A 13,417-nucleotide genomic window follows, 5' to 3' on the forward strand; every position below is an offset into this window, starting at 1 on the left:
GCGGCCGGCCGTAGACGCCTACTAGACAGTGCCCCGGCAGCCCCCAGTCGCCGAGCGCCAGGTAGGCCTCGTGCAGCGAGTCCGGACGCCAGCCCTCGGTGCGGCCCACCCCGTGACAGATCATCCGCAGATGCCGGCCGGCGGTGACCCGCGGATCCTTCTGCCGCAGCGACCCCGCCGCCGAGTTGCGCGGATTGGCGAACGGCGGCTTGCCCGCCTCGACCAGCGAGGCGTTCAGGTTCTCGAAGTCCTCGATCCGGAAGAAGACCTCGCCGCGGACCTCCAGCAGCGCCGGGACCGGCCGCTCGGCGGTGCCGGTCAGCTGGTGCGGGACGCCGTCGATGGTGCGGGCGTTGAGGGTGACGTCCTCACCGGTGCGGCCGTCGCCGCGGGTCACCCCGCGCACCAGCCTGCCGTTCTCGTACACCAGCGACAGCGCGACGCCGTCGATCTTCAGCTCGCACAGGAACTCGATGCCCGCCCCCGCCTCGCCCTCGGTCTTGGCGACCCAGTCGGCGAGCTCGCCGGAATCGAAGACATTGTCCAGGGAGAGCATCCGCTCGAGGTGGTCGACCGGGGTGAACGCGGTGGAGAAGCCGCCGCCGACCAGTTTGGTCGGCGAATCGGCCGCCGCCAGCTCCGGGTGCGCCTCCTCGAGGTCCTGCAGCCGGCGCAGCAGCCGGTCGAACTCGGCGTCGCTGATCACCGGCGCATCGTTGACGTAGTACCGGAACTGGTGCTCGCGGATCTCGTCGGCCAGTTCAGACCATTGCTGCTGTGGTGAGGTCACGGAAAAATCCTATGCCACCGCGCCGACGGCCTGCGTCTGCGAGATCACCGCCGCTCCAGGATGAGGGTGTAGCCCTGGAACGGCAGGGTGATGGTGTCGCCGGTCAGAGTGGCTTCAGCGTCGGTGCTACGGCAGCCGTCCCCGTTGATCAGGGTCAGATGCAGCGAGGCGGTGGTCGCATCGGTTCTGCTGTTCTGGCTGAGCGAGTACTCGCAGGAGCCGCCGATCGCCCCGGTGATGATCATCCGGCCGTCGATCGGATCGTCGTCGGTGAAGATGTAGGTGTGGGTGTCGCCGGCCGCGTCGCCGCCCGCGGCCGGTACCGTCCCGACGAAGGTCCCGATCCAGCCGGAGCCGGTGTAGTCGGTGGTGGTCGGGGTGCTGGTGGTCCAGGTGGGTTCCTCGGTGGACGGGCTGACGAGGGTCGCCGGCGAGGAATGCGTCGCCGTCGTCGACGATGAGTCGTCGTCATCGGAGCCGAGGGTGAGGACGAGCGCCACGACGACGGCGACGATCACCGCCAGGCCGATGAGCACCGCGACCGCCGTACCGGAGCCGCCGCCGCGCCCGCCCGTCCCGTACTGGGCACCGCCGTGCGGGCCCGGCGCCCCGTGCTGAGGCTGAGCCGCATACGGCTGCTGCGGGCTGTAGGGATTCTGGGCCGGATAGGGATTATTGGCCGGATAGGGGTTCTGGGCCGGATAGGGGTTCTGGGCGCCGTACGGATTCTGGGCCGGATACGGATACTGGGCGCCGTAGGGGTTCTGGCCCGCGTACGGATTGTGAGCACCGTACGGATTCGGGTCGGCGGCTCCCTGCGCACCCGGAATCTCGCGGGTGGCCGACGAATCGGGTGCGGGCTGCTGTGCACGCGGATCGGAGACCGGCGCGATCTGCGTCGGCTCGTAGGCGCTGCTGTCCGTCGCGCTGCTGTCCGTCGGGCTGCTGTCCCCCGCACCGCTGTCCGGCACCTCGTCGGGCTCGCCGGATCCTGCTGCGTTCTGGTTCATGGTGCGCGGACCTCTCCCTCGGTGGTGCTGCGTGACGATTCTGCCCCTGCGACGGCGATTCCGCGGTATCGGGGTCAGTCGGTCGACAGGTCGCCGAGCAGCCGGGCCGCACCCGAGGCCGTACGCAATGCGGCGGCCGCTCCGGTGGGGCCGACGCCGGCCAGCCCGCACGCGGGTGTGACCAGCAGGTTCTCGGCGAGCACCCGGCGCGGCAGGCCGATCCGGTCGATCAGCCGGGCCAGCGCCAGCGCCGGCTGCTCGGGATCGAGCGGGCGCGCCGTGTCGCACGCCGGGACGATCCCGGCGGCCAGCATCCCGCCGCCGTCGAGGTAGCCGCCGAGCGCGTCGAAGTCGGGTTCCCCGATCGTGCTCATGTCCAGGGACAACGTGAAGCCGTCGAGCAGCTCGAGCAGCTCCCAGCGCGGCGGCGCGCAACTGTGCAGCAACATCGGCCGGCCGATGGTCGCCGCCATCGACTGCAGGGTCTGCGCCGCCTCGGCCGCCGGGATCGGCCGGATCGGATCCATCCGGGTGAGCGGGGTGACGGTCCCGTCGAGCACCGCCCCGATCGACGGCTCGTCCAGCTGCACCAGCACCGTCGTGCCGAGCCGGCGCTCGAGCTGCTCGGCGTGCTCGGCCAGCCCCGCCGCCAGCGAGGCGGCGACGTCGGCCACCGCCCCGCGATCGCGGGCGATGCGGTGACCGCCGCGCAGCTCCACCTCGGCGGCCAGCGTGAACGGCCCGCAGGCCTGCACCTTGAGCGCGGGCGCACCGCTGCCCGCCCGTTCCCACTGCTCTTCGAGGGCGTCGAGGTCCCAGCGCAGATGGTCCCGGGCAGTGCGCATCAGCGAGCCGGGGGCAGTGCACAGCCGGTAGGTGCGGTGCACGTAGTCCATCGGGACGTCGATCAGCAGGGCTGCGGTGCGTCCCACCAGGTCCGCGCCCGGGCCGCGGGCCGGGAGCTCCGGCAGGAACGGCAACGCCGTCTCGCCGACGGCGATGCGGGCCGCCTCCTGCGGATCGGTGCCCGGCATCGACCCGATTCCGGTGGCGACACCGGCCGGGACGGCGGTGCTCACGCGACCGGGGCGGTCGCCCGGGTCTCGGCGATGCGGCCCGAGCCCAGCACCAGGTCGCCGCGGTCGCCGTCGGGCAGGTACAGCACCGCGGCCTGTCCGCGGGCCACCCCGCGCAGCGGCCGGAGCAGATCGATGCGGATGCCGTCGACGCCGTCGACCACGATCGGGGTGGCGACGGCCGGGGCCAGCCCTCCGTGTGCGCGGACCTGCACCTGGCAGTCCACCGGGCCGTCCGGGATCTCGCCGGACGACCAGACGGCGCGGGTGGCCACGATCTGGGCGATGTCCAGGTCGGCCGCCGCGCCCACGGTGACCGTCGCGGTGTCCGGGTCGATGGAGGTCACATAGCGCGGTGCGCCGTCGGCGCCGGGTCCGGCGATGCCCAGCCCCTTGCGCTGACCGATGGTGAAGCCGTGCACACCGTCGTGTTCGGCGAGCTGCTCACCGGTCGCCGCGTCCACCACGGCACCCGGCCGCACCCCGATGCGTTCGCCGAGGAAGGCCTGGGTGTTGCCGGTCGGGATGAAGCAGATGTCGTGAGAGTCGGGCTTGTCGGCCACCAGCAGACCGCGTGCGGCGGCCTCGTCGCGGATCTGCGGCTTGGCGGTGTCGCCCACCGGGAACATCGCCCGGCCCAGCTGCGCGTGGTCGAGGACGGCCAGCACATAGGACTGGTCCTTGTCGGCGTCCACCGCGCGCCGCAGCTGCCCGTCGGACAGCCGTGCGTAGTGGCCGGTGGCCAGCGCATCGAAGCCGAGGGCGACGGCGCGTTCGGCGAGCGCCGCGAACTTGATCTTCTCGTTGCACGACAGGCACGGGTTGGGCGTTTCACCGGCCGCGTAGGCCGCGACGAATTCGTCGATGACGTCCTCTTTGAACCGGTCCGCGAAATCCCACACGTAGAACGGGATGCCCAGCACGTCGGCCACCCGGCGGGCGTCGTCGGCGTCTTCCCGCGAGCAGCAGCCGCGCGAGCCGGTGCGCAGGGCACCGGGCGCGGTCGAGAGGGCCAGGTGCACGCCGACCACGTCGTGTCCGGCGTCCACCGCCCGCGCCGCGGCCACCGAGGAGTCCACGCCCCCGCTCATCGCCACCAGTACCCGCATCTACAGCACCGCCGCCCGTGACGACATGCCGGCGGCCCGGGCGCGGTCGAGCACCTCGTCGAGCACCGAGAGCAGGTACTCGATGTCGGCGTCGGTGTTGTCCGGGCCCATCGAGAAGCGCAGCGAGCCGCGGGCCGCGGCCCGGTCCAGGCCCATCGCCAACAGGACGTGGCTGGCCGAGGCGACGCCGGCGGTGCAGGCCGAGCCGGTGGAGCATTCGACGCCCCTGGCGTCGAGGAGCATCAGCAGCGCATCGCCCTCGCAGTGGTCGAAGGTGGCGTGCACGATGCCCGGCAGCCCGTCCGGCTGCGAGTTCACGGTGATCCCGCCCAGCTCGCCGAGTCCGCGCAGCAGCCGCTCACGCAGGCCGAGCAGGTGGGCGGTGTGCTGGTCGATGCTGCGCACCGCGTGGTCGAGGGCGGCCGCCATCCCGGCCGCACCCGCCACGTCCTGCGTGCCCGAGCGGACGTCGCGCTCGTGGCCGCCGCCGTGCAGCAGCGGTGCGACGCTCACGTCGCGGCCCAGCAGCAGCGCCCCGGCACCGGTCGGGCCGCCGAACTTGTGGGCGGCCAGGCTCAGGGCGCTCAGTCCGGAGGCCGCGAAATCGACGGGCAGATGGCCGACCGCGGAGATGGCATCGCTGTGCACCGGCACCCCGTAGTCGGCGCCGAGGGCGGCGATCTCGGCGATCGGCTGCACCGTGCCCACTTCGTTGTTGGCCCACATCACCGAGACCACAGCCACCTCGCCGGCGTGCTCGCTCAGTTCGTGGCGCAGCGCCTCGACACTCACCCGGCCGGCCGCGTCCACCGGCAGCAGCACGAGTTCGGCCCCCTCCCGGTCGGCCAGGTACTGGGCGGGGTCGAGTACGGCGTGGTGTTCGACGGCCGAGATCACGATCCGGCGGCACCGGTCGTCGGCGGCGCGCCGGGCCCGGTAGATGCCTTTGACGGCCAGGTTGTCGGCCTCGGTGCCGCCTGAGGTGAAGATCACCTCGGACGGCCGGGCGCCCACGCAGCGTGCGATGGTCTCGCGGGACTCCTCGAGGAGGCGGCGCGCCTGCCGGCCGGCGCCGTGCAGCGACATCGGGTTGCCGGGCAGCCGCCAGGCATCGGTCACGGCCGCCCTGGCCTGCGGGACCAGTGCGGTGGAGGCGGCGTTGTCGAGGTAGACAGACATGATCGTCGTCCAGGATAGCCGCGGCCCGGCCCCCGATACCAATGCGGATCGGCGGTGGTGCCGACGACGGCGCCCCCGCAGTCCACCGGGGACTGCGGGGGCGCGGCCGGGAACCGTCCGCCAGAACGGTTACTTGCGCTTCTTGATCTCTTCGGTCAGCTGCGGGGCGACGTCGAACAGGTCGCCGACCACACCGAAGTCGCTGATCTCGAAGATCGGGGCCTCTTCGTCCTTGTTGACGGCCACGATGGTCTTCGAGGTCTGCATGCCGGCACGGTGCTGGATGGCGCCGGAGATGCCCAGCGCGATGTACAGCTGCGGCGACACGGTCTTGCCGGTCTGGCCCACCTGGAACTGGCCCGGGTAGTAGCCGGAGTCGACCGCGGCACGCGAGGCGCCCACGGCGGCGCCGAGCGAATCGGCGAGTTCCTCGACCACCGAGAACTTCTCGGCACTGCCCACACCGCGGCCACCGGAGACGACGATCGACGCCTCGGTGAGCTCGGGACGGTCGCCGCCCACGTTCGGCGCGAAGCCGGTCACCTTGACGGCGTTCTCGGCCTGCTCGGGCACCGCTACCTCGACGCGCTCACCGGCGCCGGCGGCCGGGGCCGCCTCGACGGCACCCGGGCGGACCGAGATGACCGGGGCGTCGCCGCCGGCCTGCACGTCCACGGTGTAGGCGCCACCGCGGATGGACATGACGGCCGCGCCGCCCTCCTTGACCTCGATGACGTCGGTCAGCAGACCCGAGCCCAGCCGCACGGCCACCCGGCCGGCGACCTCTTTGCCCTCGGCGTTGGCGGCCACCAGCACGCCGGCGGCGCCGTTCTCCTCGGCGAGCGAGGCGAGGACGTCCACCTTGGGGCTCACCAGGTAGCCGGTGGCGTCGTCGGATTCGGCGACGTAGATCTTCTCGGCGCCGGCCGCGGCCAGGTCGGACGCGATCGCGTCGGCGCCACCGGGCTTGCCCACCACGACGGCGGCCGGGGTGCCCAGCGCACGGGCGGCGGTGATCAGTTCGTTGGTGACCTTCTTCAGCCCACCCTCGGCATCCTGCTCGACGAGCACGAGTACTTCAGCCATGTTCTCTCTCCTGAATGTCTTTGCTTCTCGCGGGTGTGTGTACGGGTGGGATCAGATGATCTTCTGACCGGACAGGTACTCGGCGACCTTCACACCGCCGTCACCCTCGTCGGTGACCCGCTCGCCCGCGGCACGCGGCGGCTTCGGGGTGACCCCGGTGACCTGGCTGGCAGCGTTCTCCAGGCCCACGGTGCCGTCCTCGATGCCCAGTTCGGCCATGGTGAGGACCTCGGGGGTCTTCTTCTTGGCGGCCATGATGCCCTTGAAGGACGGGAAGCGCGGCTCGTTGATCTTCTCGTTCACCGAGACGATGGCCGGCAGGGTGGCCTCCACGTTGTAGATGCCCTCGTCGGTCTCGCGCTCGCCGCGCAGGGTCTCGCCGTCGACCTCCAGCTTGCGCAGGTGGGTCAGGTGCGGCAGCTCCAGGTACTCGGCGATCATGGCCGGAACGGCACCGGCCCGGCCGTCGGTGGCCTCGTTGCCGGCGATGACCAGCTCGACGCCCTCGACGGTGCCGAGGGCGGTGGCCAGCGCGTAAGCGGTCTGGATGGCGTCGGAGCCGTGCATGGCGGGGTCGTTGATGTGGATCGCCTTGTCGGCGCCCATCGACAGCGCCTTGCGGATGGCGTCGGTGGCCTTGTCCGGGCCGGCACAGAGGATGGTCACCTCGCCGCCGGTGGCTTCCTTGATCTGCAGCGCCTCCTCGACGGCGCGCTCATTGATCTCGTCGATCAGGCCGTCAACGGCCGCACGGTCCAGCGTGTAATCGTCGGCCGAGAGTTCCCACTCGGCGGCGTAGTCGGGCACGTGCTTGATCAGAACAACAACGTTCGTCATGGGTCTACGTCGACCTCCTGCATCGGGTTCGGCAACTTACCGGCCGGTAAGGCCATGGGTCATAGTTACTCTAGCTGCCCAGACACCACCGGCGTAAGGCGGGCGGCAACTAACCTGCCTTGACCTGTGTCACAGATTCGGCGGCGACTAGTCTCGGTCCAATGACCGATCCGACGGGCGCCACCGACCACACCGCCGTCCCCGCCGCGACCGATCCGGCACAGGTGCCGATCGACGTGACGCTCGCCCTGACGGGCGAGCGCACCGTGCCGGGCATCCCCGCCGAGAACTACTGGTTCCGCCGGCACGAGATCGCCTACGAGTTCATCGCCCCGCGCTGCGCCGGGCTGCGTGTTCTCGAGGCCGGCTCCGGCGAGGGTTACGGAGCGGCGATGATCGCCCGGACCGCCGCGTCGGTCGACTGCGTCGACTACGACGAGCAGGCGGTGGCGCACACCCGGCGCCGGTATCCGGAAGTGACTGTGACGCAAGGCAATCTCATCGATCTGCCGCAGGCCGACGGCGCCGTCGACGCGGTGGTGAACTTTCAGGTGATCGAACACCTCTGGGATCAGCCTGCCTTCGCTGCGGAATGTCGACGGGTGCTGACCCCGGCGGGGCTGCTGGCGATGAGCACCCCCAACCGCATCACCTTCTCCCCCGGCCGGGACACCCCGCTCAACCCCTTCCACACCCGCGAGCTCGACGCCGCCGAGCTCACCGAGCTGCTCACCGGCGCCGGATTCACCGTGACCGCCGTGCTCGGCGTCTTCCACGGCCCGCGGCTGGCCGAACTGGACGCCAAGTGGGGCGGCTCGCTGATCGACGCGCAGATCGAGCGCGCACTGGCCGGGCAGCCCTGGCCCGACGAGCTGGTGGCCGACGTGGCCGGGATCAGCGCCGCCGACTTCGAGATCGTCGACGCCGCCGACCGGAACATCGACGACAGCCTGGATCTGCTGGCGCTGGCCACCGCCCCGGGCGAGGCGTGACGGGCGCCCGATGAGCAGCGCGGTCCCCGGACAGTTCACCCTGGTCCTGCACTCGCATCTGCCGTGGCTGGCCAATCACGGCCGCTGGCCGGTGGGCGAGGAATGGCTGTATCAGTCGTGGGCGCACAGCTATCAGCCGCTGTACGCCATGCTGCGACGGCTGGCCGCCGACGGCTACACCGATCAGCTCTCGCTGGGCATCACCCCGGTGCTGGCCGCCCAGCTCGACGACCCGCACTGCGCGGCGTCGATGTACGAGTGGCTCGCCGACTGGCAGCTGCGGGCGGTCGAGGCGGCCATGGACGACGATCGCGACCGGATCGCCCTGGGCCACCGGGAGTTCCGCGCCGCCAAGGCGGCCCTGGAGGACTTCGAGACGCACTGGCGGCACGGCGGCAGCAGCCAGATCCGCGGCCTGCTCGACTCCGGGGTGTTCGAACTGCTCGGCGGCCCGCTGGCCCACCCGTTCCAGCCGCTGCTCGACCCGCGGCTGCGCCGCCTGTCGCTGCGTGAGGGGCTGGCCGACGCGGCGCTGCGCTGGGGCCACCGGCCCACTGGGATCTGGGCGCCGGAGTGCGCCTACACCCCGGGTATGGAGGCCGAGTACGCGGCGGCCGGCGTGGGCCACTTCATGGTCGACGGCCCCACCCTGCGCGGCGACACCGCGCTCGGCCGGCCGGTGGCCGGCAGCGATGTGGTGGCCTTCGGCCGGGATCTGACGGTCAGCTACCGGGTGTGGTCGCCCAAGTCCGGCTATCCCGGTCACGCCGCCTACCGCGACTTCCACACCTACGACCACCGGACGGGCTTCAAACCGGTGCGGGTGACCGGCAAGAACGTGCCCGGTGAGGCCAAGAAGCCGTACCTTCCGGAGGCCACGGCCGCGGTCGTCGACAAGCACGTCGACGACTTCGTCGCCTGTGTGCGCGAGCGGCTGATCGCCGAATCCGAGCGGATCGGCCGTCCGGCCCTGGTGGTGGCCGGCTTCGACACCGAGCTCTTCGGGCACTGGTGGCATGAGGGCCCGGCGTGGCTGGAGAAGGTGCTGCGCACCCTGCCTCAGGCCGGTGTCAGCGTCGGCACCCTGGCCTCCGCGCGGGCCGGCGGCTATGTGGGCGAGCCGGTGGAGCTCGGTGATTCGTCGTGGGGTTCGGGTAAGGACTGGCGGGTCTGGGAGGGGCCGCAGGTGGAACATCTGGTGCAGCTGAACAGCGAGGTGACCGCCACCGCGCTCGACAGCCTGGACAAGCGCGGCGAACACCGCGACCCCGGCCATCGCGACCCGGTGGCCGATCAGATCCTGCGGGAGACGCTGCTGACGGTGCAGTCCGACTGGCCGTTCATGGTGTCCAAGGACACCGCGGCCGGCTACGCCCAGGACCGCGCCTACAAGCACGCGCACGCCACCCGGGAGATCTGCGCGGCGGCCGACGCCGGCAGAGACAACCGGGCGGGTGAGCTGGCCGCCGGCTGGCGCCGCGCCGACAACCTGTTCGGCGCGCTCGACGCCCGGCGGCTGCCGGACCGGCACGGCGGCGACGGGGGGCGGCGATGAGCGGCGTGCGCCGGCGCATCCTGCTGGTCTCCTGGGAGTATCCGCCGGTGGTCGTCGGCGGGCTGGGCCGGCACGTCCACAATCTGGCCGAGGCCCTCACCGGCCTCGGCCACGAGGTGACGGTGCTGAGCCGGCGCCCGTCCGGCACCGACCCGAGCACCCATCCGACCACCGACACCGTGGTGGAGGGGGTGCGGGTGATCGCCGTCGCCGAGGATCCCCCGGAGTTCGACTTCGGGGTGGACATGATGGCCTGGACGCTGGCGATGGGCCACAGCTTCCTGCGGGCGGGGCTGGCGCATCTGCGCGATTGGCGACCCGATGTGGTGCACGCCCACGACTGGCTGGTGGCGCATCCGGCGATCGCGCTGGCCGAGTTCTTCGACGTGCCGCTGGTGGCCACCCTGCACGCCACCGAGGCGGGCCGGCACAGCGGCTGGGTGGCCGGGCACATCAATCGGCAGGTGCATTCGGTGGAGTGGTGGCTGGCCAACGAAGCGGACACCCTGATCACCTGTTCGTCGTCGATGCGCGACGAGGTGATCGAGCTCTTCTCCCCCGGCCCGGACACCGACGTCACCGTCATCCACAACGGCATCGATCTGACGGCGTGGGAGTTCGCCGAACGGCGCCGGGCCGTGGGGCCTGCCGAACTGCTCTTCGCCGGGCGCCTGGAGTACGAGAAGGGCGTGCAGGATCTGATCGCCGCGCTGCCGCTCATCCGGCGGCGGCATCCGGGCACTACCCTGACCGTCGCCGGTGAGGGCACCCAGCGCGAGTGGCTGGCCGGGCTGGCCGTCAACCACCGGGTGGCCGATGCGGTCACCTTCCTCGGCAATCAGGATCACGACGCTCTGGTGCGGCTGATGCGCCGCTGCGAGGCGATCGTGCTCCCGAGCCGCTACGAGCCCTTCGGCATCATCGCGCTGGAGGCGGCCGCCTCGGGGATCCCGTTGGTCACCTCGACGGCCGGCGGCCTCGGCGAGGCCGTGCACGACGGGACCACCGGACTGACCTTCCCCCCGGCGCAGGCGCCCGACCTGGCGGCGGCGGTGATCGCCACGCTCGACGATCCGGCCGCCGCGGCCGCCCGCGCCCGCCGGGCACGGGCCCTGCTCACCGAGGAGTTCACCTGGCAGGCGGTCGCCGAGCGGACCGCCGCCGTCTACGCCGCCTCGGTCCGGCGTCCGCACCGGCCGCTGGCCCGGCCGGAGATCCCGCTGCGGCCGCTGCCGCATCGCGATCCGGCCAATCCGGTGGCCGACGTCCAGGCCTGACCGGCGCTCCAGTCCGCCCGGCGCTCAGGCCTGCCCGGCGTGCGGTCCGGCTCCGGCGCGATCGACGGTCCGCGACCGGGCGATCAGGCGGTCACCTCGGTTACGAAGGCCGCGACCCGATCGACCAGCTGCGCCAGTCCGGGGTCTTCGAGCGGATAGTGCCCGGCGTTCTGCAGAACCGTCTCGGAGACGGGTACCCAGTGGATCTTCGAGAGCACCGGGTTGCTCAGGTGCCGCGGCGTCCAGCGGTCCCGCTCCGGCTGGGTGAGCAGTACCGGGCACCGGTCGAAATCGGCCGGCTCGATCGCCGGCGGATAGGTCATGTAGCTGTCGAGGAAGGCCAGCGACATGGAGTTCCCGGCCGAGGTGCGGTCGCGGTAGAAGACGCGCAGGGCGTCGTCGTCGTTGGCCAGCGCCGACATCTTCGAGGCGAGGCGCATCGAGTAGCGCAGCCTGCCCAGCGGTGTACCGGCGACCAGGCCCATGAGCGGGACGCCCACCCGGGAGGCGAAGCGGTCGTGCGCGGTCTCGTCGCGCACCTGGCGGTCGCGCTGGTCCAGGAAGGTCATGCCGACGATGCCGCGCACCGCGTCCCGCGGTGAGGCGGCGGCCGCGTGGTAGGCGAGCATGCCGCCGGCGCTGAGGCCGTAGAGCACGGTCGGCTTGGGGTCGCGGGCGTTCTCGGCGGCGAGGAAGTCGACGATCAGCCGCACCCAGTCCGCGTAGGTGGGGTTGGTGCCGGCGGCGACCGCCGTCATCCCGTAGCCGAGGTTGTCCACGGCCACGGTCTCCACGCCGAGCGCGGCCAGTGGGGCGCCGAGGATCAGCGACATCTGCCGGCCGTTGGTCCCGACGCCGTGCAGCAGCACCACGCGCGCCGTCGCCTCCGGCTTGCGGTATCGATCCAGGTGGACGGTGTGACCGTTCCAGTCCCAGAAGTCCTCCTCGGGTGCGGTCTCATCGGTCAGCCGCAGTCGTGGCGGCAGGAACTCCTGCAGTTGGCGCCAGGCGTTCTGGTCCCGGTAGTAGCGACGCTCGGTCATGCCGGCTCCTTGGGTCGAGTGCAGTGCTTGTGACACACAGTGCCCGCCATGGCACTTGGTGTCAACACTGCTAGGATCGGACCCGTGACGACGTTGCGGGATCAGAAGCGGCTGGCGGTACAGCGGGAGGCGACAGCGACCGGGCTCGAACTGTTCGCCGAGCACGGCTATGACGCGGTCACGGTGGATCAGCTCGCCGAGGCCGCGGGCATGTCGCGCCGCACCTTCTTCCGGTACTTCGCCTCCAAGGACGAGCTGATCATGTCCAAGTGGGAGCTGATCGGACGCGACGTCGTCGAGGCGCTGCGGGCCCGGCCGGCCGCCGAGCCGGCATGGACCGCCATGCGGCGCAGCTTCGACGTCGTCGTCGAGCATTACGCCGATCCGTCCCGGCGCGCCACCTCCCTGCGGCTCGACGCGATCGTGGCCGAGCATCCCTCGCTGCGGGGGGCCTATCTGGTGAAGATGCAAGACATCGTGCGCTCGTGCGCCGGGATCCTCGCGCACCGCGACGATGCGGCCGATCACGCGGCCGTGCCCTATCTGATCGCCAGCAGCGCGGGCCTCTGCCTGATGACGGCGATGGCGGCCACCCTGCAGTCCCGGCCGCAGGAGCTGGCCGGGGAGATCGACGCACTGATGGCGCGGGTCGACATCCGTTGACCCTCGCCGCCGGTTCAGCCGGCGTCGCCGGCCGCGCGGGTCTTCTTGCGTTCGATGTCGGCCAGGGCCCGCTCGTGTTCGGCCCGCGCCGCGGCGCCGAGCTCCCAGGCCTCCTTGCGGTTCTTCACCTGCCGGGCCGGCGCGCCGACGGCGATCGCGTAGTCCGGCAGCACTCCGCGCACCACCGAATGCGCGCCGAGCACGCTGCCGCGACCGACGATCGTGCCGCGCAGCACGGTCACCTTGGCGGCCACCCAGGTGTCGGCGCCGATGCGCACCGGGCTCTTGACGATCCCCTGGTCCTTGATCGGGATGTCGATGTGCTCGGTGACGTGGTCGAAGTCGCAGATATAGCACCAGTCCGCGACCAGGGTGGAGCCGCCGATCTCGATGTCGAGATAAGCGTTGACCACGTTGTTGCAGCCGAAGACCGTCTTGTCCCCGATCCGCAGGCTCCCCTCGTGGCAGCGCAGCGAGTTCCCGTCGCCGATGTGCACCCAGCGGCCGATCTCCATGCGCGCGAGCTGCGGAGTGGCGTGGATCTCGACGTTCTTGCCGAGGAAGACCATGCCGCGCAGCACGATGTGCGGATTGGCCAGCCGGAAGCGCAGCAGCCGGTAGTAACGCACCAGATACCAGAGGCTCCAGGCCCGGTTGCGTTTGATCCAGCGCAGCGAGTCCAGGGTCAGAAAACGGGCCTGCGCGGGATCCCGGCGGCGCAGTCCGGCGCGCCAGCGCGAACGATACGAGGCGTTCCACATCGTGGTCATGGGGACAAACCCTAATCGACCGATTTTCCG

Annotated in this window: 13 protein-coding genes; 4 read left to right on the forward strand and 9 right to left on the reverse strand. The window is 71.5% G+C overall.

All coding sequences use genetic code 11. The features are described 5' to 3' along the window. From ACJMNC_RS03750 to ACJMNC_RS03780, 7 genes are all read right to left on the reverse strand, one after another. On the reverse strand, positions 1-790 hold a 790-nt coding region (locus tag ACJMNC_RS03750; protein ID WP_408946603.1), incomplete at its 3' end, for a DNA ligase LigA-related protein. Positions 791-834: 44 nt separating this feature from the next. Continuing rightward, positions 835-1,800 (reverse strand): hypothetical protein, encoded by a 966-nt coding sequence (locus tag ACJMNC_RS03755; RefSeq protein ID WP_408946604.1) that lies wholly within the window; start codon positions 1,798-1,800, stop codon positions 835-837. 74 nt (positions 1,801-1,874) lie between these two features. Continuing rightward, complete coding sequence (locus tag ACJMNC_RS03760) at positions 1,875-2,879, reverse strand: vitamin-B12 independent methionine synthase (protein WP_408946605.1); 1,005 nt, start codon at positions 2,877-2,879, stop codon at positions 1,875-1,877. Further along, positions 2,876-3,985: a tRNA 2-thiouridine(34) synthase MnmA gene (gene mnmA, locus ACJMNC_RS03765; protein WP_408946606.1), complete on the reverse strand. Its 1,110-nt coding sequence runs from the start codon at positions 3,983-3,985 to the stop codon at positions 2,876-2,878. Before mnmA ends, ACJMNC_RS03760 begins: the two co-directional genes overlap by 4 nt. After that, a complete protein-coding gene (locus tag ACJMNC_RS03770) occupies positions 3,986-5,164 on the reverse strand; it encodes a cysteine desulfurase family protein (protein WP_408946607.1) in 1,179 nt (392 codons plus the stop codon). Positions 5,165-5,293: 129 nt separating this feature from the next. Continuing rightward, positions 5,294-6,250, reverse strand: a complete 957-nt coding sequence (locus ACJMNC_RS03775; RefSeq protein WP_408946608.1) for an electron transfer flavoprotein subunit alpha/FixB family protein — start codon at positions 6,248-6,250, stop codon at positions 5,294-5,296. Between the two features lie 51 nt (positions 6,251-6,301). Next, positions 6,302-7,087, reverse strand: a complete 786-nt coding sequence (locus ACJMNC_RS03780; protein WP_408946609.1) for an electron transfer flavoprotein subunit beta/FixA family protein — start codon at positions 7,085-7,087, stop codon at positions 6,302-6,304. Between the two features lie 161 nt (positions 7,088-7,248). Here ACJMNC_RS03780 and ACJMNC_RS03785 point away from each other — a divergent pair, with 161 nt between their 5' ends. The 3 genes from ACJMNC_RS03785 to ACJMNC_RS03795 are packed head-to-tail and all read left to right on the forward strand — an operon-like array spanning position 7,249 to position 10,911. Then, the gene (locus tag ACJMNC_RS03785) at positions 7,249-8,079 is read left to right on the forward strand and encodes a class I SAM-dependent methyltransferase (RefSeq protein WP_408946610.1); all 831 of its coding nucleotides are present in this window, start codon (positions 7,249-7,251) and stop codon (positions 8,077-8,079) included. 10 nt (positions 8,080-8,089) lie between these two features. Continuing rightward, positions 8,090-9,634 (forward strand): 1,4-alpha-glucan branching protein domain-containing protein, encoded by a 1,545-nt coding sequence (locus tag ACJMNC_RS03790; protein WP_408946611.1) that lies wholly within the window; start codon positions 8,090-8,092, stop codon positions 9,632-9,634. Next, positions 9,631-10,911 carry a glycosyltransferase family 4 protein gene (locus tag ACJMNC_RS03795; RefSeq protein WP_408946612.1) on the forward strand — a complete coding sequence of 427 codons (1,281 nt, stop codon included), beginning with the start codon at positions 9,631-9,633 and terminating at the stop codon, positions 10,909-10,911. The genes ACJMNC_RS03790 and ACJMNC_RS03795 overlap by 4 nt, the downstream gene beginning before the upstream one ends. An 83-nt stretch (positions 10,912-10,994) precedes the next feature. Here the strand turns inward: ACJMNC_RS03795 and ACJMNC_RS03800 are convergent, their stop codons facing one another. Next, complete coding sequence (locus tag ACJMNC_RS03800; protein ID WP_408946613.1) at positions 10,995-11,954, reverse strand: alpha/beta hydrolase; 960 nt, start codon at positions 11,952-11,954, stop codon at positions 10,995-10,997. Between the two features lie 84 nt (positions 11,955-12,038). Between ACJMNC_RS03800 and ACJMNC_RS03805 the strand changes: the two genes are divergently transcribed. Beyond that, complete coding sequence (locus ACJMNC_RS03805; RefSeq protein ID WP_408946614.1) at positions 12,039-12,617, forward strand: TetR family transcriptional regulator; 579 nt, start codon at positions 12,039-12,041, stop codon at positions 12,615-12,617. A 14-nt stretch (positions 12,618-12,631) separates the two neighbouring features. On the opposite strand, the gene ACJMNC_RS03810 is transcribed toward ACJMNC_RS03805, so the two are convergent. After that, positions 12,632-13,387 carry an acyltransferase gene (locus ACJMNC_RS03810; protein WP_408946615.1) on the reverse strand — a complete coding sequence of 252 codons (756 nt, stop codon included), beginning with the start codon at positions 13,385-13,387 and terminating at the stop codon, positions 12,632-12,634. Between the last annotated feature and the right edge of the window lie 30 nt (positions 13,388-13,417).

This window comes from Gordonia sp. VNK21 (assembly GCF_046098115.1).
GTDB lineage: Bacteria > Actinomycetota > Actinomycetes > Mycobacteriales > Mycobacteriaceae > Gordonia.